Annotated in this window: 21 protein-coding genes; 9 read left to right on the top strand and 12 right to left on the bottom strand. The window is 67.4% G+C overall.

The window, feature by feature from the left end:
• Positions 1–29: 29 nt before the first annotated feature.
• Entirely contained in the window at positions 30–2,717 is a 2,688-nt protein-coding gene (gene aceE / locus ACMZPQ_RS11865) for a pyruvate dehydrogenase (acetyl-transferring), homodimeric type (protein WP_197582269.1), read from the bottom strand.
• A gap of 545 nt (positions 2,718–3,262) precedes the next feature.
• Between aceE and ACMZPQ_RS11870 the strand changes: the two genes are divergently transcribed.
• Both ACMZPQ_RS11870 and ACMZPQ_RS11875 read left to right on the top strand, forming a co-directional pair.
• Positions 3,263–3,823 carry a PadR family transcriptional regulator gene (locus ACMZPQ_RS11870; protein WP_133936412.1) on the top strand — a complete coding sequence of 187 codons (561 nt, stop codon included), beginning with the start codon at positions 3,263–3,265 and terminating at the stop codon, positions 3,821–3,823.
• 60 nt (positions 3,824–3,883) lie between these two features.
• Complete coding sequence (locus tag ACMZPQ_RS11875) at positions 3,884–4,681, top strand: siderophore-interacting protein (RefSeq protein ID WP_197582270.1); 798 nt, start codon at positions 3,884–3,886, stop codon at positions 4,679–4,681.
• A gap of 117 nt (positions 4,682–4,798) precedes the next feature.
• On the opposite strand, the gene ACMZPQ_RS11880 is transcribed toward ACMZPQ_RS11875, so the two are convergent.
• On the bottom strand, positions 4,799–5,632 hold the full coding sequence (locus ACMZPQ_RS11880; protein ID WP_312647870.1) for a hypothetical protein: 834 nt from the start codon (positions 5,630–5,632) through the stop codon (positions 4,799–4,801).
• A 150-nt stretch (positions 5,633–5,782) separates the two neighbouring features.
• Between ACMZPQ_RS11880 and ACMZPQ_RS11885 the strand changes: the two genes are divergently transcribed.
• A complete protein-coding gene (locus ACMZPQ_RS11885; RefSeq protein ID WP_008265571.1) occupies positions 5,783–6,184 on the top strand; it encodes a hypothetical protein in 402 nt (133 codons plus the stop codon).
• Positions 6,185–6,483: 299 nt separating this feature from the next.
• Here ACMZPQ_RS11885 and ACMZPQ_RS11890 read toward each other — a convergent pair whose 3' ends face one another.
• Together ACMZPQ_RS11890 and ACMZPQ_RS11895 are read right to left on the bottom strand one after the other, a co-directional pair.
• Positions 6,484–7,200, bottom strand: coding sequence for a YceI family protein (locus ACMZPQ_RS11890; protein ID WP_414486084.1), 717 nt, complete (start codon positions 7,198–7,200; stop codon positions 6,484–6,486).
• Between the two features lie 75 nt (positions 7,201–7,275).
• Complete coding sequence (locus ACMZPQ_RS11895; RefSeq protein WP_197584237.1) at positions 7,276–7,866, bottom strand: malonic semialdehyde reductase; 591 nt, start codon at positions 7,864–7,866, stop codon at positions 7,276–7,278.
• Positions 7,867–7,992: 126 nt separating this feature from the next.
• Between ACMZPQ_RS11895 and ACMZPQ_RS11900 the strand changes: the two genes are divergently transcribed.
• The 5 genes from ACMZPQ_RS11900 (at position 7,993) to ACMZPQ_RS11920 (ending at position 11,390) form a co-directional block, all read left to right on the top strand.
• Positions 7,993–8,952 (top strand): mitochondrial fission ELM1 family protein, encoded by a 960-nt coding sequence (locus tag ACMZPQ_RS11900; protein WP_197584240.1) that lies wholly within the window; start codon positions 7,993–7,995, stop codon positions 8,950–8,952.
• A gap of 126 nt (positions 8,953–9,078) precedes the next feature.
• Positions 9,079–9,306, top strand: coding sequence for a hypothetical protein (locus tag ACMZPQ_RS11905; RefSeq protein ID WP_008266793.1), 228 nt, complete (start codon positions 9,079–9,081; stop codon positions 9,304–9,306).
• A 48-nt stretch (positions 9,307–9,354) separates the two neighbouring features.
• Positions 9,355–10,206 (top strand): DUF2145 domain-containing protein, encoded by an 852-nt coding sequence (locus tag ACMZPQ_RS11910; protein WP_197584242.1) that lies wholly within the window; start codon positions 9,355–9,357, stop codon positions 10,204–10,206.
• 35 nt (positions 10,207–10,241) lie between these two features.
• Entirely contained in the window at positions 10,242–10,754 is a 513-nt protein-coding gene (locus ACMZPQ_RS11915; protein WP_197584245.1) for a hypothetical protein, read from the top strand.
• Positions 10,755–10,829: 75 nt separating this feature from the next.
• Complete coding sequence (locus tag ACMZPQ_RS11920) at positions 10,830–11,390, top strand: queuosine precursor transporter (RefSeq protein WP_197584247.1); 561 nt, start codon at positions 10,830–10,832, stop codon at positions 11,388–11,390.
• 467 nt (positions 11,391–11,857) lie between these two features.
• On the opposite strand, the gene glnE is transcribed toward ACMZPQ_RS11920, so the two are convergent.
• Entirely contained in the window at positions 11,858–14,653 is a 2,796-nt protein-coding gene (glnE, locus tag ACMZPQ_RS11925; RefSeq protein WP_197584276.1) for a bifunctional [glutamate--ammonia ligase]-adenylyl-L-tyrosine phosphorylase/[glutamate--ammonia-ligase] adenylyltransferase, read from the bottom strand.
• Between the two features lie 297 nt (positions 14,654–14,950).
• On the opposite strand from glnE, the gene scpC reads away from it, so the two are divergent.
• Positions 14,951–16,465: a succinyl-CoA:acetate CoA-transferase ScpC gene (gene scpC / locus ACMZPQ_RS11930; RefSeq protein ID WP_049456062.1), complete on the top strand. Its 1,515-nt coding sequence runs from the start codon at positions 14,951–14,953 to the stop codon at positions 16,463–16,465.
• A 72-nt stretch (positions 16,466–16,537) separates the two neighbouring features.
• Here scpC and hglS read toward each other — a convergent pair whose 3' ends face one another.
• The 7 genes from hglS to ACMZPQ_RS11965 all read right to left on the bottom strand — a co-directional run bounded on the left by hglS (position 16,538) and on the right by ACMZPQ_RS11965 (position 22,958).
• The gene (hglS, locus tag ACMZPQ_RS11935; protein ID WP_312646031.1) at positions 16,538–17,902 is read right to left on the bottom strand and encodes a 2-oxoadipate dioxygenase/decarboxylase HglS; all 1,365 of its coding nucleotides are present in this window, start codon (positions 17,900–17,902) and stop codon (positions 16,538–16,540) included.
• Positions 17,903–18,102: 200 nt separating this feature from the next.
• Positions 18,103–18,591: a hypothetical protein gene (locus ACMZPQ_RS11940; protein ID WP_312646033.1), complete on the bottom strand. Its 489-nt coding sequence runs from the start codon at positions 18,589–18,591 to the stop codon at positions 18,103–18,105.
• A gap of 31 nt (positions 18,592–18,622) precedes the next feature.
• On the bottom strand, positions 18,623–19,375 hold the full coding sequence (locus ACMZPQ_RS11945; protein WP_197583056.1) for an HAD family hydrolase: 753 nt from the start codon (positions 19,373–19,375) through the stop codon (positions 18,623–18,625).
• Positions 19,376–19,470: 95 nt separating this feature from the next.
• Positions 19,471–19,881 carry an EF-hand domain-containing protein gene (locus tag ACMZPQ_RS11950; protein WP_197583054.1) on the bottom strand — a complete coding sequence of 137 codons (411 nt, stop codon included), beginning with the start codon at positions 19,879–19,881 and terminating at the stop codon, positions 19,471–19,473.
• Between the two features lie 232 nt (positions 19,882–20,113).
• The gene (locus ACMZPQ_RS11955) at positions 20,114–20,485 is read right to left on the bottom strand and encodes a hypothetical protein (RefSeq protein ID WP_197583053.1); all 372 of its coding nucleotides are present in this window, start codon (positions 20,483–20,485) and stop codon (positions 20,114–20,116) included.
• Between the two features lie 231 nt (positions 20,486–20,716).
• Positions 20,717–21,430 (bottom strand): M15 family metallopeptidase, encoded by a 714-nt coding sequence (locus tag ACMZPQ_RS11960; protein WP_197583052.1) that lies wholly within the window; start codon positions 21,428–21,430, stop codon positions 20,717–20,719.
• On the bottom strand, positions 21,363–22,958 hold the full coding sequence (locus ACMZPQ_RS11965) for a serine hydrolase (RefSeq protein WP_197583051.1): 1,596 nt from the start codon (positions 22,956–22,958) through the stop codon (positions 21,363–21,365). Before ACMZPQ_RS11965 ends, ACMZPQ_RS11960 begins: the two co-directional genes overlap by 68 nt.
• Positions 22,959–22,968 lie beyond the last annotated feature (10 nt).

Consider the following 22,968-nt stretch of genomic DNA (forward strand, 5'->3'; position numbering starts at 1 on the left):
GCCGCCCTTCTTTCTGATAATCCTTCTAATCAAACCCCAACAGGATTAGCCTTCTCCGGATCAATCTTGTACTGCTTGATCGCCCGGGCCACATCCTTCGCGGTCATCTTCCCTTCCTTCGCCAGCGCCGCAATCGCGGCATGGGCGATGTAGTACCGGTCAACCTCAAAGAACCGGCGCAGGTTCGCACGCGTATCCGAACGGCCAAACCCATCCGTACCCAGCACGGTGTACGACATCGGCACGAACGCACGGATCTGGTCCGCATACGCACGCACGTAGTCGGTGGCGGCAATCGCCGGGCCCTGGCGGCCTTCCAGCAGCTCGGTCACGTAGGCCTTGCGCTGCTCACCTTCCGGATGCAGGCGGTTGGCACGTTCCACGTCGAAACCATCGCGACGCAGTTCGTTGAAGCTCGGGCAGCTCCAGATGTCGGCGGTCACGCCGAAGTCCTTGTCCAGCAGCTCGGCGGCGGCAATGGCTTCGCGCAGGATGGTGCCCGAACCCAGCAGCTGCACGCGCAGCTCGCCCTTCTTCGGCTTGCCGGCGTCGGTCAGCAGGTACATGCCCTTGACGATGCCTTCGGCCGCGCCTTCCGGCATTTCCGGGTGGGTGTAGTTCTCGTTCATCAGGGTGACGTAGTAATACTCGTCCACCTGGTCTTCCATCATGCGCTTGGTGCCGTGCTGCAGAACCACCGTCACTTCGAAGCCGAAGGTCGGGTCGTAGCTGCGCACGTTCGGGATGCCACCGGCCACCAGATGGCTGAAGCCATCTTCGTGCTGCAGGCCTTCACCGTTCAGCGTGGTGCGGCCGGCGGTGCCACCCAGCAGGAAGCCGCGGGTACGCATGTCCGCGGCCTGCCAGGCGATGTCGCCCACGCGCTGGAAGCCGAACATCGAGTAGTAGATGTAGAACGGCAGCATCGGCACGTTGCTGACCGAGTAGCTGGTACCGGCCGCCATCCACGAGCTGATCGCACCCGGCTCGCTGATGCCCTGCTGCAGCACCTGGCCGCTCTGGTCTTCGCGGTAGAACATCAGCTGGTCGGCGTCGACCGGCTTGTACTTCTGGCCGAACGGCGCGTAGATGCCGATCTGGCGGAACAGGCCTTCCATACCGAAGGTACGGGCTTCGTCGGCCACGATCGGCACGATGTGCGGGCCCAGTTCCTTGTCACGCAGGGTGATGTTCAGGCTCTGCACGAAGGCCATGGTGGTGGAGTAGCTGCGCTCGCCGCTGCTCTTCAGCAGGCGGTCGTAGGCTTCCAGCTTCGGCGCCACGAAGGTCTTGTCGGCCTTGCGGCGGCGCTGCGGCAGGTAACCGCCCAGCGAAGCACGGCGTTCCTGCAGGTACTGCACTTCCGGCGAATCCGGGCCCGGGTGGTAGAACGGCACCTGGCCGTCGGCCAGCTGCGCGTCGGTCACCGGAATGTTGAAGCGGTCGCGGAAGTGGCGCACCGCTTCGTCGTCCAGCTTCTTGGTCTGGTGGGTCGGGTTCAGTGCCTCACCGGCGCTGCCCATGCCGTAACCCTTCACGGTCTTGGCCAGGATGACGGTCGGCATGCCCTTGGTGTTCACGGCCTGGTGGTAGGCGGCGTACACCTTGTGCGGGTCGTGGCCACCACGGTTCAGGCGCCAGATGTCGTCGTCGGACAGGCCGGCGACCATCGCAGCGGTTTCCGGGTACTTGCCGAAGAAATGCTCGCGCGTATACGCGCCGCCGAAGGCCTTGCAGTTCTGATATTCGCCGTCGACGGTTTCCATCATCAGCTTCTTCAGCACGCCGTCGCTGTCCTTGGCCAGCAGGGCATCCCAGTAACCGCCCCACAGCAGCTTGATCACGTTCCAGCCGCCGCCACGGAACACGCCTTCCAGTTCCTGGATGATCTTGCCGTTGCCGCGCACCGGGCCGTCCAGGCGCTGCAGGTTGCAGTTCACCACGAAGATCAGGTTGTCCAGGCCTTCACGGCCGGCCAGCGCGATCGCACCCAGGGTTTCCGGCTCGTCGCTCTCGCCGTCGCCGATGAAGCACCACACCTTGCGGTCGGACTTCTCGATCAGGCCACGGTTTTCCAGGTAGCGCATGAACTGCGCCTGGTAGATGGCGGCCAGCGGGCCCAGGCCCATCGACACGGTCGGGGTCTGCCAGTACTCCGGCATCAGCCACGGGTGCGGGTACGAGGACAGGCCACCGCCGTCCACTTCCATGCGGAACTTGTCCAGCTGCTCTTCGCTGATGCGGCCTTCCAGGAAGGAACGCGCGTAGATGCCCGGGGCGCTGTGGCCCTGGATGAACAGCAGGTCGCCCGGGTGGTTTTCGCTGGGGGCGCGCCAGAAGTGGTTGAAGCCCACGTCGTACAGGGTGGCGCCAGAGGCGAACGAGGCGATGTGGCCGCCCAGGTCACCCGGCTTGCGGTTGGCGCGCACCACGGTGGCCATCGCGTTCCAGCGGATGATCGAACGGATGCGCCATTCCAGCTCGGCATTGCCCGGGCTCTTGGCCTCGAGCTGCGGCTCGATGGTGTTGACGTACTCGGTGGTGGGAGAGAACGGCAGGTAGGCGCCCGAACGACGGGTCAGTTCCACCATGCCTTCCAGCAGCTGATGCGCGCGCTCGGAGCCCTCGACATCAATAACGGCCTTCAACGACTCGATCCACTCCTGGGTTTCCACAGGATTCGGGTCGTTGTTCAGCACCTCGTTCAACCAGTTCATTAGCGCTCCCATAACCGCACGCACGCGCGCGACTGTTGTATAGATTTCTAGACCGCAAAGTGTAGCGCACCAAGGGCTTTCGTCACTTGGCTACGCAGGCGTATGGATGCAACCGGCCAGTGTCCGCAAGGGGCTTGCAAGGGCCCGTGATGGCCCTGCGGCGGGCCTTGGCGGCTGCGCGGGCTGTCGCTTGCGGGCCGCTGCGGCCATGTGCAGGACGCAGTGTTACTGCTGCCGATGACGGTTGTAGGGCAAGTCTGGAGCCACCGTAGGTGCGGCCCGGGCTGCGGTACTGAACCGGCGACAACATGTCGCAGCCGCCTCTGGACCGCCGCCGGGATCGGGCCCAGCGTGGGCCGCGAGTGATGGGCCAGGCGGCCCTGCTCCCTTCCACAGTACCGCCGGGGCGCCCTGCAAGGGGCGCCCCTTTTGCTGTGCGCGCAGCTGGCCGTGGCCCAAAACGGGGCAGCTTGTGGCCGGATCGATGATTGCCGGCTTCGATATATCGATATATCGTTTGCACACTCGTTTACCGATATATCGAAATGAGCCGCACCCCCTCTCCCAGAGCCCGTTCCACCGATCCGGCAGTGCCGCGCCGCAACGGCCAGCCGCGGGTGCTCAGCCGGGGCGACCTGCGCCTGCTGGTGCTGGCGCTGATCGGCGAGCAGCCGCGCCATGGCTACGAGCTGATGCAGTTGATCAGCAACCAGTTCATGCAGGCCTACACGCCCAGCGCCGGCACCATGTACCCGCTGCTGGCCAGCTTCGAGCAGGCCGGCTGGATCGAGGCCGAGGAAGTGGACGGCAAGCGGATCTTCCGCATCACCGCCGCCGGCGAGTTCGAGCTGAAGGTGCAGCGCACCCAGGTGCGGCTGGCGCAGCGACGCGCCTTCGACCGCGCCCGCGAGATCACCAAGGCCTCACTGCCGCCGCCGCTGGCCAGCGCCCTGCGCGAGTTCAAGCGGGCGCTGGTGCACCACCACGGCCGCTGGGCCGAGGGCGAGGCGGACGAGGTGGCGGCGCTGCTGACGCGGGCCTCGGCCCTGCTGAACGGTACCGCCGGTAGCGAGGCATCACCGCTTTCAACGACCCAGCCAGACTGACTCCAGCCAGGTCCTCCCCCATGCCGCGCGCCCCCGCGCGACCCCTTTACAGGTATCCCCATGACCGAACACAACAACACGCGCCTGCGCCTGGATGTGCGCTTCCGTGAACTGACCGTGCTGCGCACCGAGGAAGTCACCCCGCACATGCGCCGCGTGGTGCTGGGTGGCGACGATCTGGCCGGTTTCGATTCGCCCGGCGCCGACGACCACATCAAGCTGTTCTTCCCCAACAGCAGCGGCGAGATGGTGCTGCCGACCATGACCGCCGAAGGCCCGCGCTACCCGGAAGGCAAGGAGCATTCGCCGGCCCGCGACTACACCCCGCGCTGGTGGGACCACGAAACCGGCGAGCTGGCCATCGACTTCGTGCTGCACGACCAGGGCATTGCCGGGCCGTGGGCCGAGCAGGCGCAGGCCGGCGACGTGCTGGTGATCGGCGGCCCGCGCGGCTCGTTCGTGGTGGCCGACAGCTACGACGCCTATGTGCTGATCGGCGATGAAACCGCACTGCCGGCCATCGCCCGCTGGCTGGACGTGCTGCCGGACGGCGCCGAAGCGCAGGCCTTCATCGAAGTGAGCGATGAGGCCGAGCGCCAGGACCTGCCGCAGTACGAGAACGTGCGCATCCACTGGCTGGAGCGCAACGGCTTCCCGGCGGCCAGCAGCACGCTGCTGGAAGACATGCTGACCGACTTCGAAGCGCCGGACGGCGATGTCTTCTACTGGATCGCCACCGAATCGCGTCGCGCGCGGATGATGCGCAAGTTCATCGAAGGCCACCTGGGCGTGCCGCGCGACTGGATCCGCTCGACCGGCTACTGGAAGGCCCACCCGGACGAAACCGACGGCGATTGAGCCATGCACCAGGGTGGATGCGGGCTTCCCTTGGGTGGTTGCTGACTTCCCTGGGTGGGTGCGGACCGTTGGTCCGCACGCCCTTCGACCGGTAGTGCCGGCCGCTGGCCGGCAACCTCATGAACCTTCGGCAGGAACCTGCAGCTGCCGGCCAGCGGCCGGCACTACCGCGCTGGGCGCCACCTGCCGCGTCCACGCGAACCGCCGCGCGGCCCAGATCTCCAGCGCTACCAGCAGTACGATGACCAGCAGCGGCAGCAGCAACCCGAAATACACGCCGGGCATCATGCCGTTGATCTGCGCCTTCACCAGCCGCAGCACGCCCCGGGTGTGCAGCAGCTCATCGACGTGCATGGTCAGCGCCTCGCGCACCACCTTGGGCTCCAGGCCGAGCGTGCCGGCCTTGTCCACCAGCGTGTCTTCCACCATGCCGCGCAGCAGGCCCTCGCGCACCTTGCCGATCACCCAGCCGGTGCCGCGCGCCAATGGGCCGTTGCCAAGGCGGTCGAGGCCGGGCAGCGGGTGCTCGCTGAGGTAGGCCGAGGCCACGATATCGGCGACGTCGCCCACCGTGCCCTGGCTGCGCAGCGCCTCGCGCATGCGCGGGTCGTCCAGTGAATCGGTGAAGCCTTCGCTCCAGCCTTCCACCAGGGTCTGCAGGTGCGGCTGGAAATGATCGAGCTGCTTGAACAGCGCGCGGTGCGCACCGGCGGTGAAGCCCAGCTGCAGGCCGAAGAAGGCGGTGGCCAGCGGCAGCAGCACCACATAGCTGGCCAGCAGCCAGTGATGCCAACGCTTGCGCCGCTGCAGCCAACCGCGGCGGTGCAGCCAGCGCCAGCCGAGGATGCCCAGCGCCAGGCCCAGCAGCGTGCCGAGCACACTGCCGCCCAACAGATCGAGCACGCTCAGGCCCGTCCAGAATTCGTTCAACCAGTACTGCGCGTCCTGCATGGGTCTTCCTTCCGTGAATGAAACAGCAGGCCATTGTAGAGCCCGGCCCATGCTCGGCGGCTCCGCCTTCGGTAGGTGCGGACCGTTGGTCCGCACAAACCGGCTGACAATGCGACAATCGCGCTCCTTTCCTGCAGCAACGAGGCCCACATGGCCAAACTGACCCTGGCCAGCGTGGATGCGCTGCGTACCCGCTTCGCCGATGACGCCGCCTGCGATGCCGCGCTGGCCGCCTTCGCCGACACCGCCGCCCTGCGTGCGCCGCTGCGTGAGCTGGTGGAAGCGCAGCACCGCTACCTGCAGGCCGAATTCGAAGTGGGGCAGGTGGCCGACGTGCTGCGCCGCGACCAGAAGTACGCACCGGTCGGCCGGCCGTCGATCAACATCGTGCAGCTGCGCAAGCAGCAGGCCGCGACCAAGCAGGCGGCGTTGATCGCACGCCAGGTGGTGGCGCAGGCCGCGCAGACCTTCGTGCGCGTGAGCGGGCTGGCGGTGAAGGCCAAGCAGAGCCCGAGCGAGGCGTGTGCGGCGTGGCTGGGCGCGCTGCGCTGAGGGATCGTGCGGACCAACGGTCCGCACCCACCCGATGCAGGTTGGCACCTACCGGGTAGTGCCGGCCGCTGGCCGGCAACCCCATCCACATCGGGCACCTACCGGGTAGTGCCGGCCGCTGGCCGGCAACCCCATCCACATCGGGCATCTACCGGTAGTGCCGGCCGCTGGCCGGCAACCCCATCGGCATCGGGTTCCTCACGTGCAGCCGGCCAGCGGCCGGCGCTACCGGAACCCAAAAAAGAAGGCCCGCTTTCCAGCGGGCCTTCTGCCTTCTCACGACGAGTGAGCGGGGTGCATCAAGCGGCCGGCTTTTCGCCGGTGGCTTCGGTGGTGATGCGGATCTTCACTTCATCGCTGACGTTCGGGGCGTAGGCGCCGACGCCGAAATCGCTGCGCTTCAGCGTGGTGGTGGCATCGAAGCCGGCGGCCGGAACCTTGGCCATCGGGTGCTCGCCGCCGCCGTTGACGGTGACGTCCAGGGTGACCGGCTTGGTGGTGCCCTTGATGGTCAGGTCGCCGGTGACGGTCAGCTTGTTGGTGCCGGCCGCTTCCACCTTGGTGCTCTTGAAGGTGGCATCGGCGAACTTGGCGGCGTCGAAGAAGTCGGCGCTCTTCAGGTGCTCGTCGAACTTGGCGGTGAAGCTGTTCAGGCCGCTCAGCGGCAGCTTCACTTCCACGGTGGACTTGGTCACGTCTTCGGCGTTGTACACCAGGGTGCCTTCGACGTTGCCGAAGTGCGCGCTCGGGTGGGAGAAGCCGAAGTGGCTCCACTGCGCCAGCACGTCGGTGTGGCTCGGGTCCAGCTTGTAGGTGCCCGAGGCGATCTTGATCGCTTCGGCCGCCGGGGCGGCAGCGGCAGCATCGGCGGCCGGCGCAGCCGGGGCAGCGGCCTGCTCGGTGGTGGCCGGGGCAGCAGCATCAGCAGCCGGTGCAGCGGTGTCGGCCGGCTTGGAGCAGGCGGCGATGGCCAGGGTCAGGGCCAGCGGCAGCAGCAGTTTACGGGTGGCGCTCATCTGAGGAACTCTCCGGATCGTAGGGTGGGTGCAACAGGGGCCGCCAAGGTGACGGCCCGAAATCGATACAGCGACTTACGCGATGCGCGCCGCTTCGTCGAACGACAGGCGCGGCAGACGCGGGAACAGGCCCGCCGGGTCACCGTAACCCAGGTTGACCAGGAAATTCGACTTGATCGAGGTACCGGCAAAGAACGCCTCGTCCACCTTGGCCGCATCGAAGCCGGACATCGGGCCGGCATCCAGGCCCAGCGCGCGCGCGGCCAGGATCAGGTAGGCGCCCTGCAGGCTGCCGTTGCGGATGGCGGCTTCGTGGCGGCCTTCCTGCGGGCCGTCGAACCAGGACTTGGCATCGGCGTGCGGGAACAGGTACGGCAGCTTTTCGTGGAAGTCCAGGTCGAAGCCGATGATGACGGTGACCGGGGCGGCCATGGTCTTGTCATGGTTGCCTTCGGACAGGGCCGGGGCCAGCTTGGCCTTGGCGTCCTTCGAGGTGACGAAGACGAAGCGGGCCGGCGTGGTGTTGGCCGCGGTCGGGCCCCACTTCACCAGGTCGTACAGTTCCTGCAGCAGGCTGGCCGGAACCGGCTTGTCGAGGAAAGCGTTCTGGGTACGGGCAGTGCGGAACAGCTGATCGAGGGCAGCAGCGTCGAGCGCGTGGGACATCGGTGGATCTCCAGGGCGGCGAAGGGAAGTCAGTGCCCGCGGGCGGCGCGGGGCGAATCGACGAGCCGCAGTGTAGAGTGTCGCGACTGTTGCAACACCCAGCAGGGCTGAAACGAATTAATGCCAATGGTGAAACGATCGAGCGCACCCTGGACGGTCACTGACGGCCGCGCGGGCAATGTCCGCCAGGCGGTCGCGCTGGCCTCGGCGCTGCGCCAAGGCACCCATCGGCCGCTGGTGCTGCAGCCTCGCGCGCCGTGGCGCTGGCTGTCGCCGCGGCGGTTGCCCGGCGATGTGAACGGCTACGGCGAGGCCTTCGCGACACTGGCCGCCGAGGCCCCGGCGCTGGCGATCGGCTGTGGCCGCCAGGCCGCCGGTGCCCTGCGCGTGCTGCGTGCGCGCGGCAGCCAGGTGGTGCAGATCCTCGACCCGCGTATCAGTGCCCGCCATTGGGACGTGGTGGTGGTACCCGAACACGACACCCTGCGCGGCAGCAACGTGCTGACCCTGCTCGGCAGCCTCAACCCGGTGGACGACGACTGGCTGGCGTGGGGACGCGCCGCGTTCGCCGGCTTCAGCACCCTGCCCGGCCCGCGCACTGCATTGCTGGTGGGTGGGCCAACACCGCTGGCGCCGTGGGACGAACCGGCGATGGTCGGCGTGTTCCGTGCCCTGGCTGAGCAGATCCGCAGCGAGGGAGGCAGCCTGCTGGCCACCACGTCACGACGCACGCCACCTGCGTTGGCCGAGATCCTGCGTGCAACCTTCGCCGACCTGCCCCACGTGATCTGGGGCGATGGCGGCGACGGAGTGAATCCGTATGGCGGCCTGCTCGGCTGGGCCAACCGTGTGGTGGTCTCGCCGGATTCTGTGAACCTGCTCTCTGAAGCCTGCGCCACGCGCATGCCGGTGATGGTGGCACTGGCCGATACCGCGCAGGGACGGCTGGCGCGCTTCCAGCAGCAGTTGCGCGAACGCGGCCGATTGCAGGAACGCTGGCTGGACTGGCACTACGACCGCATCGAACCGCTGCGCGAAACCGCGCGGATCGCGGCCGAGGTGAAGCAGCGCCTGGCATCAAGGTAGTGCCGGCCGCTGGCCGGCAGCGCCGTGCATGGCATTGAGGTAATGCCGATCGCCCAGCGTTTTTTGAACATCTCGATCCGCGCGCAACGTTAGAGTCCGGTGTCCCCCATCGGACTGAACGCCTTCATGCGCACCCTGCTCCTGCTGCCGCTGGCCCTGCTCGCCGCGTGCTCCACGTCGCCCACCGAGTTGGACCCGATCTCCTACCAGTGCCAGCAGCAGCTGGACGCGTACCGCGAGCAACCGGCGCTGCGCGATCCGAAGGGCCAGCGCCCGCCGTTGCCGGTGGCACCCATCAGCGACGCCTGCGACAAGGAACTCAAGCGCAAGGGCGTGGACCGCCCGCTGCGCTGACCGGCGTATGATCGGCACGCGGCCCTGACCGCCGTTGAAGGTATCGACATGGATCGTTTCTATCGCCTGCCGCGCGCCGCGCTGCTGACCGCCAGCCTGCTGGCAACCGCACCGGCGTGGGCCAACAGCACCGAGTGCCGCGAGCGCTACCCCAGCGTGGCCGCACAGGCCGCCATGCTGGATGTGGCCTGGACCACCGCCGAACGCCTCGATGCATTGCCCGACGTGGACGTGGTGGTGGCCGCGCGCGGTGGCCAGGACCTGAGCCGCTACGGCCTGCGCCACAGCCATCTGGCCTTCCTGCTGCGCGAGGACGACGGCCGCTGGCGCGCGATGCACCTGCTCAACCGCTGCAAGACCGACAGCTCGCAGCTGTACCACGAGGGCCTGGGCAACTTCGTCGGCGAGAGCGGTGGCCACACCGATCTGCGCATCGGCGTGCCGTCCGCGCCGCTGCGCGCGGCACTGCGGGCGATGCTGGTATCGCCCTCGATCCAGCCCAAGGCACTGCACGAAACCAAGTACAACGTGGTGGCCTACCCGTTCGCCACCGACTACCAGAACTCCAACCAGTGGGTGCTGGAAGTGCTGGCCGCGGCGATGGCACAGAGCGAAGGTGCGCCGGCCATCGTCAAGCGCGAACAGGCGCAGCAGTGGCTGCGCCAGCAGAAGTACCAACCCAGCGTGCTGCACATCGGCTTGGGCAAGCGCGTGGGTGCGCGCCTGTTCGTGGCCAACGCCACCACCACCGATCACCCGGCCGGCGAACGCATCTCCGGCAACTACTCGGTGGTGACGGTGGAATCGGTGTTCGACTTCCTGCACCAGCGCAGCCAGCTGCAGCAGGAACTGGTGATTCCCCATGTGCCGGTGGCCGGTGCCACCGCGGCCACCCCATGAGTTTCTTCCCCTTTCCCTGGCGACCAGGAGGTCCCATGTTCCGTTGCCTGCGCGTTCCCGCCTCTGCCCTGCTGCTTTCCGCATTGCTGGTGCCCAACGTCCATGCGGGCGCTGCGCCGCAGTTGAACAGCAGTGAGGCCAGCGTCCTGATTACCTCGCTGATTGTGGTCTCGGTGCCGCTCGCTGCGTCGGCGGGCCTGTCCGAACTGTCCAAGGCGCCGTTCAAGGCCAGCGAGCGCAACGGCAAGGCCACCCGCACCAAGGCAGTACCGTTGCCGCCGATGGAAGTGAAGAAGGTGGAGACCACGCCGGAGGGCGAGCGCCAGGTGCAGCTGCAGGTGCCAGACAAGGCCGACCAGACCGCGACCCTGCGGTGGCCGGCACACATGCGCGAGGATCAGACGGCGGCCTTCGTGGTGGGCCAACAGGTTCATTTCGACCCCACCGAAGCCGGCGCCGGCTGGAATGTGAAGAGCGCGCAGGGCCAGACCCTGGCGTACGTGCCGACCGCGTATGCCGCTGGCGATGTGATGAGCGAAGCGCTGTAAAACTGAACGAGCGGTTTTGGATTTGCCTCGGGCCGGGCGGATAATGGGCGATTCCCTTTGTTCCCCTGGCTCGCCATGTCCGTGCGTCCTGCCCCTGTGTTTGCCCCGCTGACCCCGCGCGCCCTGGTGCTGGCGGTGCTGGCGATGGGCGCGGTGGTGCTGCTGTCCAACGTACTGGTGCAGTACCCGATCAATGACTGGCTGACCTGGGGCGCCTTCAGCTATCCGGTCGCGTTCCTGGTCAGCAACCTGATCAACCGCCGCTTCGGCCCGGGCCCGGCCCGCCGCGTGGCGTGGATCGGCTTCCTGGTGGCGGTGGTGCTGTCGGTGTGGGTGGCCACGCCACGTATCGCGATTGCCTCGTGCTCGGCGTTCATCGTGGCGCAGCTGCTGGACATCACCGTGTTCGATCGCCTGCGCCGTGGCAGCTGGTGGCGCGCACCGATGGTGGCCACCACCTGCAGTGCGACGGTGGATACCACCATTTTCTGGTCGATCGCATTTGCCGGTTCGACCCTGCCGTGGATGAGTTGGGCCGCCGGCGACCTGGCGGTGAAGCTGGCGATCGGCGTGTGCCTGCTGGCCCCGTTCCGCGCGCTGCTGTGGAAGATGGCGCCGCTGCGCGCCACCAGCTGACCGCACTTCTCTGGTGGGTGCCAACCTTGGTTGGCACGCTGTTGCCGGGGTCATGAACGCCGATGGATTGTGCCAACCAAGGTTGGCACCTACCAGAAGCGGGGTATCGGCGAGGCCATTGATCCGGTGGGAGAAATGATTTGGCCTGTGCCGACCAACGGTCGGCACCTACCAAGGGCGGGCCATTGCCAGGGTCATGAACGCTGATGGCCTGTGCCAACCAAGGTTGGCACCCACCAGAAGCGGGGTATCGGCGAGGCCATTGATCCGGTGGGAGAAATGATTTGGTGGGTGCCAACCTTGGTTGGCACGCTGTTGCCGGGGTCATGGACCCTGATGGCCTGTGCCGACCAACGGTCGGCACCTACCAAGGGAGGGCCATTGCCAGGGTCATGAACCCTGATGGCCTGTGCCAACCAAGGTTGGCACCCACCAGAAGCAGGCCATTGCCCAGCCATCGCTGCCTGTCAGGCGAACGGCAGCTTCGCTTCAACGCACGCCGAAGTGATCGCCGCGCAGGCCTCTGCAATGGCCGGGGTGGTCGGTGCCAAACGTGGCCGCCGATCCAGCGTGCAGGCCAGGCCAACCTCCAGCAACGTCGCGTGCGCGGTGTGCAGCGCCTGCGCGGTGGCATCGGGCAGGAAACCGGCGGTGCCCAGCGCGTCGATCAACGACGGTGTGTCGCGCGGTTCCAGCAGCACGGGCACCTGCGCGCTGCGCGCCAGCACGCCGGTCTGCAGCAGGAACTCCAGGTCCACCACGCCACCGGCGCCCTGCTTCAGGTCCAGCCGTGCGGCATCGCTGCGGTCCAGTTCGGTGCGCATGCGCCCGCGCATCTTCAACACGTCGGCATACAGCACACCGGCATCACGCTCGCGGCCCAGCGTCTGCGCGCGCACCTGCTCGAAGTCGGCCAGCAGGCTGGCATCGCCGGCCACGCCACGCGCGCGCACCAGCGCCTGGTGTTCCCAGGTCCATGCGCGTTCGCGCTGGTAGTCGGTGTAACTGGCCAGCGAAGACACCAGCGACCCCTTGCCGCCATCCGGGCGCAGTCGCACGTCGATGTCGTACAGGCGACCGGCCGCGGTGACCGCGCCAAGCAGCGCCATCACCTTCTGCGCCAGACGCGCGTACCAGCGCCCCGGCTCCAGCGGGCGCGCGCCATCGCTGGCGTCCACCCCAGCCGGGTTGTCGTGCAGGAACACCAGATCCAGATCGGAGCCAAAGCCCAGCTCCAGGCCGCCAAGGCTGCCGTAGCCGATGATCGCGAAGCGCCCGCCGGGAATCTCGCCGTGCGCGGCGCGCATGTCCGCCTCGGCCATCGCCAGCACGGTGATCACCACCGCCTGTGCCAGCTCGGCCAGTTGCCGCGTGCTGTCCACCGCGCCCTGGCGACCATCCAGCGTGGCCATCGCCATGCGGAAGCTGAGCGCCAGCCGCGTCTCGTTGAGCCAGCGTAGTGCGGATTCGGGGTCTTCCACCGCCAGCACCTGTTGGCACTCGGCCAGCATGCCAGCGGCATCGGGCATCGGCCCGGATACGCGTACGTCCAGCAGCTCGTCCAGCAGCAGCGGATAGGCCGCCAGCCGCTCGGCCAGCAGTGCGCTGCGCGCCAGCACATCGACCAGCCGCGCCAATGCGCTGGGCTGTTCGTCCAGCAGCGCCAGATAGCTGGTTCGGCGCAGCACCGCCTGCAGCAGGCCGAGCACGCGCTTGAGCGCGGCATCGGGCTGCGGCGAGCGCGTAGCCGCATGCAGCAGCGCTGGCAGCACGCGATCCAGGCGCGCACGCGCGGCGTCGGACAACGACTTCACACCGGTGCCCTGGGCGAAATCGCGCAGCGACTGGTCGGCGCCGTTGGCATCGAGGAAACCGGCTTCGGCCAGCAGCGGCGCGTTGCTGCCGTCGGGCAGGCTGCGCCAGTAGTTGGCCAACGCATCGGGCGCGGCCTGGCCCTTGCGCGGCGCCAGCAGCGCGGCGAATTCGGTACTGACCCGCTGCTGCTGTTCGGCCAGTGCCGCGCGCAGCACCTCCCAGTCCGGGTAGCCGAGTCCGATGGCGATGCGCTCACGATCCAGAGGGTCGCTGGGCAGCACATGGGTCTGCGCATCGCGCAGCATCTGCAGGCGGTTTTCCAGCCGGCGCAGGAACAGATAGGCCTCGCGCAGCGCGGCGCCATCCTCGGGCGCGATCTGCCCGGCCGCCACCAGTGCCGCCAGCGCCACCAGCAGGCGACGCTCGCGCAGCGCCGGTTCACGGCCGCCGCGGATCAGCTGCAGTGCCTGGCACAGGAACTCGATCTCGCGGATGCCACCGGCACCGCGCTTGATGTCCTCGTGCAGTTCACGGCGCGCGACTTCGGCGGTGATCGCCGCCTTCATCTCGCGCAGGCCATCGAGCGCAGTGAAATCCAGGTAGCGGCGGTACACGAATGGGCGCAGGGTCTGCAGCCACGCCTCGCCGGCCTCGATGTCGCCGGCCACCGCGCGCGCCTTCAGCCAGGCATAGCGCTCCCAGTCGCGGCCCTCGCGCTGGAAATACTGGTCCATCGCCGCGAACGACAGCGCAACGCGGCCAGCGCTACCGAACGGGCGCAGGCGCAGGTCGACGCGGTGGCTGAAGCCATCGACAGTGGTTTCATCCAGCAGTTTGGCCAGGCGCTGGCCGAGCCGGGCAAAGTACTCTTCGGCGGCCAGCGCACGCGGGCCGTCGGATTCGCCGCCGTTCGGGTAGGCGTAGACCAGGTCGATATCGGAACTGAAGTTCAGTTCGCCGCCGCCCAGCTTGCCGAGGCCGAACACCACCAGCTGCATGGGCTGGCCGTGGTCATCGCGGATGACCCCGTGGCGCTGGGCGAATTCCTGCTGCAGCGCGTCCAGCGCCAGCCGCAGGCAGTCCTCGGCCAGGGTGGTGGCGCCAGCCAGAGTCTGTGCCACGTCGTCCAGCCCGGCCAGGTCGCGCCATATCAGCCGCGTCGACATCGCCGCACGCCAACGCCGCAGCTGCGCCGGCCAGTCGCTGGGCTGCAGCGGGTCGAGTACCGGTGCGGGAATCGGCGGGCAACCGGGCGCGGCCAGCTGCGCCAGCAGGGCCGGCTGCCGCACCAGGGTATCGAGGGCGAAGTCGCTGGCCACCGCCAGCCGGGTCAGCAGCGGCTGCAGCTCGGCCGGGGCGGGCTCGGGCAGCACTTGGGCCAATCGCGACAAGGCGCGATCAACAAGGGGCTGCAGGGAGGCGGGCAGTTCAGCGGGGGCGAGGGTCATGCCCCGATTGTATCGACCCGGCCGGCACTACCGTTAATGGAGTCCGCGTATTCATAATGGACAGCGGGCAATAAAAAAGCCCGCTTGCAGCGAACTGCCAGCGGGCTCTGCTCCCTCCCCCACGTCGGGATGCAGGGCCATCGTGCGGGCTGCGAAAGCACTTTGCACGCTGCACTGCAAAACAAAACCGGCCGGTACGGGTGACCCCGGTAGGGAAAAGCCATTCCACGAAGGTAGAACCCCCCGTACGGATGAGGATGGCCGATAATCGGGTTTCCCCCCAGAAACACTGTCGTCATGTCTGTTGATCGCATCGCCAACGCGCGTCTCCGTGACCGCGTGGTCTCCGCCGAGACCGCAGCCGCGCTGATCCAGCCCGGTGAAACCGTGGCCATGAGCGGCTTTACCGGCTCCGGGTATCCCAAGGCCGTTCCCGTCGAACTGGCGCGCCGCATCGAAGCGGTGCATGCCCAGGGCAATCCTTTCCAGATCAAGCTGATGACCGGCGCCTCCACCGCGCCGGAACTCGATGGCGCGCTGGCCAAGGCCGATGGCATCGCCATGCGCATGCCTTTCCAGAGCGACCCGGATGCGCGCAACCGCATCAACGAGGGCAAGCTGGATTACATCGACATCCACCTCAGCCACGTCGCCCAGCACGTGTGGTTCGGCTTCTACGGCGAGATCGATACCGCCGTGATCGAAGTGTCGGCCATCCGCGAGGACGGCTCGCTGGTGCCCTCCACCTCGGTCGGCAACAACAAGACCTGGCTGGACCTGGCCAAGAAGGTGATCGTCGAGGTCAACGAATGGCAGCCGGCCGGCGTCGACGGCATGCATGACATCTACTACGGCACGGCACTGCCGCCGCACCGCAAGCCGATTCCGCTGGTGAACGCCAACGACCGCATCGGCGACACCGCGCTGCGCTGCGACCCGGACAAGATCGTGGCGGTGGTGCGCACCAACGGCCCGGACCGCAACAGCCCGTTCAGCCCGATCGATGCGACCAGCGAACAGATCGCCTCGCACCTGATCGAGTTCCTCAAGCACGAAGTGAAGAAGGGCCGTTTGCCGCCGAACCTGCTGCCGCTGCAGTCAGGCGTGGGCAATATTCCCAATGCGGTGCTGGCCGGCCTGGCCAAGAGTGGTTTCCGCGACCTGGCCGCGTTCACCGAAGTGATCCAGGACGGCATGCTCGACCTGCTGCGCGACGGCGTGCTGAGCTATGCCTCGTGCACCGGCTTCGCGCTGAGCCCGCAGGCCAACGAGACGTTCAAGGAGCACATCGATTTCTACCGCGAGCGCATCATCATGCGCACGCAGGAAATCTCCAACCATCCGGAGCTGGTGCGCCGCCTCGGCTGCATCGGCATGAATGGCATGATCGAAGTGGACATCTACGGCAACGTCAATTCGACGCACGTGATGGGCACACGGATCATGAACGGCATCGGCGGTTCGGGTGACTTTGCCCGCAACGGCTTCCTGTCCGCGTTCCTGAGCCCGTCCACCGCCAAGAACGGCACCATTTCGGCGATCGTGCCGATGGCCAGCCACGTCGACCACACCGAGCACGACGTGTCGGTGATCGTGACCGAACAGGGGCTGGCCGACCTGCGTGGGCTGACCCCGCGCAAGCGTGCGCAGGTGCTGATCGACAACTGCGCGCACCCGGATTTCCGCGCGCAGCTGCAGGACTACTTCGACCGCGCCAGCCGCGAGAGCTACGGCAAGCACACCCCGCACCTGCTGCCGGAAGCGCTGTCGTGGCACCAGCGCTGGCTGGATACCGGCACCATGAAGGGCTGAGGCCCGGGGACCCTGGTAGAGCCGGCCGCTGGCCGGCTGTTCTGGGGAGCCGGCCAGCGGCCGGCACTACCTTCAAACGGCGCGCAGCGCCGCCAGCGATTCGGCCTGCAGCCGCTCGTAGATCTCGAACTCGTCATTCACCGCCACGCCCAGCGCCTGCTCGAAGGCCTCGCGATTGGCGTGCGCGGCATAGGCACGCTGTTCTTCGCCGCCCAGGTTCGACTGGAAGATGCCCGCGGCACTGACCGGCAGGAAATCCTCGTAGACGATCGGGTCGGCGGTGGCCAGGCCGGTGGCCACCAGCACTTCGGCCGGCAGATCGGCCACGCGTTCCGGCGCGGCGCGGCCGGCGTCGGTCAGCTGGTAGCGGTAATAGCCCAGGCCTTCCTGGCGCAGCGTGTCATGGTCATCCGGGAAGCTGGCGAACACCGCCTGCAGGCGCTGGCCGTAGTCGCCCCCGGTGCTGCCTTCGCCACCGGCATCGCGTGCCTGCGACAGCAGCTGGTCGTACAGCGCGCGCCCCTTCGGGGTCAGCGCAAGCCCGCGCTGCTCGATCTCGCCGAAGCGCGCGGTATGCGTGCCGGCATCGCCGCCTTCGCTGTCCGGGAAGTGCACCGCTTCTTCCAGTGCCTTGAAGCTGGTCTGGCGCAGCAGGATCGGGCAGGCACGGCGCGGCGGGCCCTCGATCACCGCCTTGGCGGCCATGCCGTGCTCGATCATCGCCGCCTGCGCCGCGTCGATATCCAGCGTGCGCGGGGTCAGGTGGTTGATGTGCGGGCCACGGAAGCTGACCACATCGGCCACCAGCCGGTGCGCCTTGTTGAGGGCGTGGTAGGTCGGCAGGTCGACGGTGGCGTCGCCATGCCAGCGGAAGGTTTCCAGCGCTTCTTCGACAAACCGTTCGGCATCGACCTGCGACAGGCCACCGTCACGCTCGGCCTGGTCGATCAGTGCCAGCGCGCCCTCGGTGAAGATGCGGCGGCGTTCGAGGATGCGCGCGGACTCGGTGCGCAGCGCTTCGTCCTCGATCAGTTCCAGACGCAGCAGCGAGGTGAACACGCGGAACGGGTTCTGCGCCAGCGCGGCGCCGGTCAGCGGACGGAACGCGGTGGAGTGCACCGGCACGCCGGCCACCGACAGGTCGTAGTAGCCGACCGGGAACATGCCCATCACCGCGAACAGGCGGCGCAGCGTGGCCAGTTCCTGCACGGTGCCCACGCGGATCGCGCCATGGCGTTCTTCGTCCAGGCGGGCGCGCTCGTCGTTGCGCTGCAGCTGCGCGGCCAGCGCCGGGTCCTGGTCCAGCACCTGCGCGTTGATCCGCTCCACCAGTTCCACCAGCGTGCCGTACAGCGGCACTTCGGTGCGGTACATGCGGGACATGGCCTGGGCGAACAGGCGGCGGATCACATCGGGCGAAACGAAAGAGGCGCTCATCAGTCACTCGATTACGGGAACGGGGAACAGCTCGAACCCGTATTGTCGCCGGAGCGCGCGGCGGCGGCGATATGCAGAGCAACATGACACCTGGCCCGGGTAGGCCTGGTGGGTGCGAACCTTGGTTCGCACTGCTTATGCACCGGCCCCTGACAGACCAGTGCGAACCAAGGTTCGCACCCACCAGACGCAGCCCAACACTACCGCTTCAGCTGGCGCTTCAGGGTGGCATCGAGGGTGATCGGCCGGTCCCAGTGTTCGTAGCTTGCAACGATGGCATGGCGCACCGCACGGTAATGCAGGTTGTCCGGGGTGTGCGGCATGCGCTTGACCACCGCCTCCCACCCACCTTCCGGGTCCTGGCTGAAGGCGCGCACGCTGTCGCGGCAGGTCTGGTCGCTGGCCTTGGCCCAGAAACAGGCGAAGTAGATATCCCCGGCCTGCCAGCCATGGGTGGTGAACAGCGCGCTGATGTAGCCGCGCGGCACGCCGGCATAGCGCGATACCTCATCGAGGAAGGCGTCGGGGTAGCGTTCGGCGTAATGGTTGATGTCCTGCAGCTGGGCATCCACCCAACTGTCACCGGTTTCCACGGTGTAGGCCGCCGAGCGCTCGGCGGTCTGCTGCGCCAGCACGGTGGCTGGCGCCAGCAGCAGGGACAACATCAGTGCGCGCAGTCGGACATTCATGCCCCGATTCTGCCGCAGCCGCCCGGCCCTGTCAGGCCGTCGCGGCCGCCTTGGCCTCGATCGCCGCCAGTGCGGCCGGCCAATCGTGCGCGGTATCGGCCCTGACCATGCGCGGTTCGTCGTCGGCCACGCCGTGCTGGGTCTCGTGGGCCCAGGTCACCGCGTACGGGGTATGCACGCCCCAGCCGCCAAGGGTGACCACCGGCTCGATGTCCGAGCGCAGCGAGTTGCCGACCATCACGAAGCGCTGCATCGGCAGGTCGAACTCGGCCAGCACGCGCGCGTAGGTTTCCGGGTCCTTCTCCGAGACGATCTCGATGCGCGGGAACAGCTCGCGCAGGTTGGCCACCTTGATCTTGGCTTCCTGGTGGAACAGATCGCCCTTGGTGATCAGCACCACCGGGTACTGTTCGGCAATGGCCGCCACCGATGCGCGCACGCCGTCGATCAGCTCGACCGGGTGGCGCAGGGTGTCATGGCCGATGTCCAGCATGCGCTGGATGTCCTTGGCGTCGATGCGCTGGCCGGTGATGTCGATGGCCGCTTCGATCATCGACAGCACCATGCCCTTCACGCCATAGCCGAACACGGCCAGGTTGCGCTGCTGCACTTCCAGCAGGTGGCGGGCGGTCTGGGTGTCGTGCACGTCGACATAGCGCGACAGCAGGTCCAGGTAATCCTGCTCGGCCTTGCGGTAGTAGTCCTCGCTCTTCCACAGCGTGTCGTCACCGTCAAAACCAACCAGGCCGATGGCGCGCGACGGCGCAGGCGTGGGGGTATTCATCCGCCAAGGATACAGGGGCCCGGTGGACGGGAAAAACCCGGGCGGCCGTAGCCGCCCGGGTCCCCATGCACCGGTTTTCCCGAATCAGGTGTAGATCAGCGGCCCTGCGCCGCGCCGGCACCTGCACCGGCCTGCTGGGCGGCCACGAAGGCCTTGTACTCATCGGCGCTCAACTCGCCGTCCTTGTTGGTATCGGCCTGGTCGAACACCTGGGCGAGGCCCGCGTTCACCTGTGCCTCGGTCTTGCTGATGGTGCCGTTGCCATCGGTATCGATGCTGGCCCAGGTCTGGCCACCGCCATTGGCCTGCGCCGAGGCCGATGCAGCCGCGTTGGTGGCCTGGTCAGCCGCCTGCCCGGCCTGTGCCGCCGCCTGCTGGGCCTGCGCGGCTTGGTTCTGCGCCTGCGCGGCCTGCTGCTTGGCCGACTGGGCCATCGCCGGGATGGCCAGCACGCTGCCGGCGGCGACGATCAGGGCGATCAGGGGCTTGCGGTTGCGAATAGTCATCAGGGGTGTCTCCTACCGATTGGGTGGTGTTGCGCGGCGTGTTGTTTCCGCACGGCACCTACCCTGCCACCGCGTTTCTGAATCGATTTTGCGTTGCAACCTGCGCGCACACGCACGATTAACCACTGGCCCGCGTGCATGCATTAGCACGCTGGTTAGCGTGGAGTGAGTGGGTCATAAGCTGCGCATTCAGCGCGGCAGGATTTAACCGGCAGGCAACGAAAAACCTGCGTCAGTCGACGGTTTTTTCCGATGACCGCGAACTGAACATCACCCACCCCAATGCAACACCGGCCAGTGCGCCGGCGATTTCCAGCACCACGCGGCTGCCCAGTTCGTTCGGATCGTGGATGGTGGACAGGAACAGGCGCGCGTACAGCGGCGACTCCAGCCGCACGATCCCCATGTAGAACAACTTCCATGCGTCGATGCCGGCGGAGATCACCACCGAGATGACGCAGGACCAGCCGATCGCATGGCCCACCGACCAGTGCAGCAACCGGCACAGGCGCGACCACAGGAAGTACACCAGCAGGCCGACCAGCAGGGCGATGGCGCCGGCTTCCAGGGTGCCGAGCAGGCCGAAGTGCAGGGGAAGGTTCATCGGGTGGGCAGCGGTGGAAAGGCGGCCAGTGTAAGGGTATCGGCAGGGTTGCACCCGGGGACGCGCCATCGCGCCAATCCGGGTTCTGGTGGATCCGCGCCATGCGTGGATGAAATCTCCATCGAAATCGAATACTCCGATGATTGAACGAAGAGCAGCACGCATGGCGTGGATCTACCGCGTCGACCAAGGTCGACACCTGCCAACAGCAGCGACCCTCTGCCGATACCCCTACCGCACGGGGACGTCGTAGGCGGTGCCCGGGTCCGGTTCGGGCTGCAGGGTGTAGTGCCACCACTCCTGCGGATAATTCACGAAACCGCGCCGGGCCATCGCGCGTACCAGCTGTTGTCGATTCACCTGCTGCACCTCGCTCAACCCGCTTGCCTGCGTGTGCGCACGTGGACCGAAGAAATCGAAATCCGTCCCCATGTCCAGCGGCGTGCAGGTACCGCTGCGGCAATCGAGCAGGCCGAGATCAACGGTGGCGCCACGGCTGTGGCCGGAGCGCTCGGCGATGTAGCCGTCGGCCAGCAGGCGCGGCTTGTCCAGGTCCGGGTACTGCAATGCCTTGCGCGATAGCTCGCGCGGGTCGTTCACCCAGGCCATGAAAGCCTGCACCGAGCGCACCGGCCGATAGCAGTCGTAGATCCGCAGGCCCCATCCATCCGCGCGCAGATCCTGCTCCACCTGGGCCAGTGCCTTCGCCACTGGTGCCAGCAAATAGCAGGAAGTCGCCTCGTAGCCGGGTACCGCCGCACCGGTAAAGTTGTTGGCGCCTGCGTAGCGGATATCCATGTCGATGTGTGGCGACAGCGCGCGGATCTCCACCAGGCCGGCACTGGCCATATCGGTGGCCGGTGAAACGCGCGGTGGCTCAGCGGCGCGGGCGGTCGCGGCCAGGGCAATCGCCAGTACGAGTGAAATGCAGGTCCTGGAAGTCATAGCTGAAGTCGATGTCCGGATCGATGGCGCGCAGGTCCAGCGTCGGCGACGGGCCTTCGCCCGGCTGCAGCCACGCCTGCGCTTCGTCGCCCAGCGTATCCCAGCGCAGCAGCCAGCGCCCCTGCAGCTGCAGTACCGTTGCCTGCAGCCTGGGCGACTTGTCCACGCTGAAACGCAGACCGTCCTTGCCCGGGCACAGCGAGGCGGGCCCCAGCCACGGGTCGTTGTAGCGGCCCTGCCAGCGGGGCAGAGCGGAAGCCGGCGCCTGCCGTGCATCCGAAGTCATCGGCCGCTGATGGCCGGTTGCCGCACGCGTGGCCTGGTCAGCCTTCAGTTCAGCCAGATAGGCCATCGCCGCACGCGCTTCATCGGGGGCGGTAAATCGCTTCAGCATGGCCTGCATCAGCGCGGTACGCGCATCCTCGCCCTCGCCGTTGATCAGCATCACCACACCCACCTTGCGGTCGGGCAGCAGCGCCAGCGACGAATACATGCCCGACAGCGTGCCGGTGTGCGCCACCTTCCACTGCCCGTCCATGTCCGACACCCGCCAGCCGTATCCGTAGCCGTAGAAGTGCGCGTTGTCCCAGCGCCGCTGCCGTTCGCCCAGCGGCATCGGCATGTGCAGGGTCCACAGCGTGCGGCGCTGCTCAATGCCCAGCCAGTCCGGTACCAATGCAGGATCCAGCAGCACCTGCATCCAGCGCGTCATGTCACGCAGCGAGCAGCGGATGCCGCCGGCCGCCATTGAGGGCAGGTCCGGGCTGATGGCCCCATCGGCGCTCACCACCTCGTTGCGATCACTACGCCAGGCGTGCGGCTGCGCCACGTTGCCCACGCGTTTGACCGACCACTCCCCCACTTGGCAGCGTGCCATGCCCAGGCGTTCGAACACCTGCTCGCGCATCAGCTGGTCATACGGTTTGCCACCGGCCGCAGCGGCCACGTCGCCGGCCACCACGTACATCAGGTTGTCGTAGGCATAGTGGCTGCGGAAGCTGCTGACCGGCTTCAGGTGGGCCAGCCCGGCGATGATGTCGGCGCGGGTGAAGGTGTTCGGCTCCGGCCACAGCATCAGGTCGCCCGCACCCAGCCCGAGACCGCTGTTGTGGATCAGCAGGTCGCGCACCTGCATCTGCTGGCCCACCCATGCGTCATGCATGCGGAACTCCGGCAGATAGCGCTGCACCGGGTCATCCCAGCGCAGCTTTTCCTGCTGCACCAGCCGCGCCAGCAACGCGGCGGTCATCGCCTTGCTGTTGGAGGCGATCTTGAACAGCGTGTCCTCGTCGATGCGGCCACCGTCGCCGCGCTTGCCTTCGGCATGGCGATAGACCACCTGTCCGTTCTCGACCACCGCCATCGCCAGTCCGGGCAGATGTTCGGCGCGGACCACCGCCGCGACATCGGCATCGAGGGATGCGGTGTCGGCCGGCTGCGCTGCCACAGCCGGAAACACCGCCAAAGCGGCCGCACAGAGGCCGCGTCGGGCGTGCTCGACTACGTTCCTCAGGCGGGCGTACGGCATCCTGTCGAGC

Source organism: Stenotrophomonas maltophilia, assembly GCF_047497515.2.
Classification (GTDB): domain Bacteria; phylum Pseudomonadota; class Gammaproteobacteria; order Xanthomonadales; family Xanthomonadaceae; genus Stenotrophomonas.

Bases quoted from the DNA above. Each gene is read 5' to 3' on its own strand.
- ACMZPQ_RS11870 (WP_133936412.1), top strand. From the start codon at position 3,263: ATGAGCCGCACCCCCTCTCCCAGAGCCCGTTCCACCGATCCGGCAGTG.
- ACMZPQ_RS11885 (WP_008265571.1), top strand. From the start codon at position 5,783: ATGGCCAAACTGACCCTGGCCAGCGTGGATGCGCTGCGTACCCGCTTC.
- ACMZPQ_RS11955 (WP_197583053.1), bottom strand. From the start codon at position 20,485: ATGAACCTTCCCCTGCACTTCGGCCTGCTCGGCACCCTGGAAGCCGGC.
- ACMZPQ_RS11880 (WP_312647870.1), bottom strand. From the start codon at position 5,632: ATGCAGGACGCGCAGTACTGGTTGAACGAATTCTGGACGGGCCTGAGC.
- aceE (WP_197582269.1), bottom strand. From the start codon at position 2,717: ATGAACTGGTTGAACGAGGTGCTGAACAACGACCCGAATCCTGTGGAA.
- ACMZPQ_RS11960 (WP_197583052.1), bottom strand. From the start codon at position 21,430: ATGACTTCCAGGACCTGCATTTCACTCGTACTGGCGATTGCCCTGGCC.
- ACMZPQ_RS11900 (WP_197584240.1), top strand. From the start codon at position 7,993: ATGGTGAAACGATCGAGCGCACCCTGGACGGTCACTGACGGCCGCGCG.
- ACMZPQ_RS11895 (WP_197584237.1), bottom strand. From the start codon at position 7,866: ATGTCCCACGCGCTCGACGCTGCTGCCCTCGATCAGCTGTTCCGCACT.
- ACMZPQ_RS11915 (WP_197584245.1), top strand. From the start codon at position 10,242: ATGTTCCGTTGCCTGCGCGTTCCCGCCTCTGCCCTGCTGCTTTCCGCA.
- ACMZPQ_RS11945 (WP_197583056.1), bottom strand. From the start codon at position 19,375: ATGAATACCCCCACGCCTGCGCCGTCGCGCGCCATCGGCCTGGTTGGT.
- scpC (WP_049456062.1), top strand. From the start codon at position 14,951: ATGTCTGTTGATCGCATCGCCAACGCGCGTCTCCGTGACCGCGTGGTC.
- ACMZPQ_RS11940 (WP_312646033.1), bottom strand. From the start codon at position 18,591: ATGAATGTCCGACTGCGCGCACTGATGTTGTCCCTGCTGCTGGCGCCA.
- ACMZPQ_RS11920 (WP_197584247.1), top strand. From the start codon at position 10,830: ATGTCCGTGCGTCCTGCCCCTGTGTTTGCCCCGCTGACCCCGCGCGCC.
- ACMZPQ_RS11875 (WP_197582270.1), top strand. From the start codon at position 3,884: ATGACCGAACACAACAACACGCGCCTGCGCCTGGATGTGCGCTTCCGT.
- ACMZPQ_RS11910 (WP_197584242.1), top strand. From the start codon at position 9,355: ATGGATCGTTTCTATCGCCTGCCGCGCGCCGCGCTGCTGACCGCCAGC.
- ACMZPQ_RS11890 (WP_414486084.1), bottom strand. From the start codon at position 7,200: ATGAGCGCCACCCGTAAACTGCTGCTGCCGCTGGCCCTGACCCTGGCC.
- hglS (WP_312646031.1), bottom strand. From the start codon at position 17,902: ATGAGCGCCTCTTTCGTTTCGCCCGATGTGATCCGCCGCCTGTTCGCC.
- glnE (WP_197584276.1), bottom strand. From the start codon at position 14,653: ATGACCCTCGCCCCCGCTGAACTGCCCGCCTCCCTGCAGCCCCTTGTT.
- ACMZPQ_RS11965 (WP_197583051.1), bottom strand. From the start codon at position 22,958: ATGCCGTACGCCCGCCTGAGGAACGTAGTCGAGCACGCCCGACGCGGC.
- ACMZPQ_RS11950 (WP_197583054.1), bottom strand. From the start codon at position 19,881: ATGACTATTCGCAACCGCAAGCCCCTGATCGCCCTGATCGTCGCCGCC.
- ACMZPQ_RS11905 (WP_008266793.1), top strand. From the start codon at position 9,079: ATGCGCACCCTGCTCCTGCTGCCGCTGGCCCTGCTCGCCGCGTGCTCC.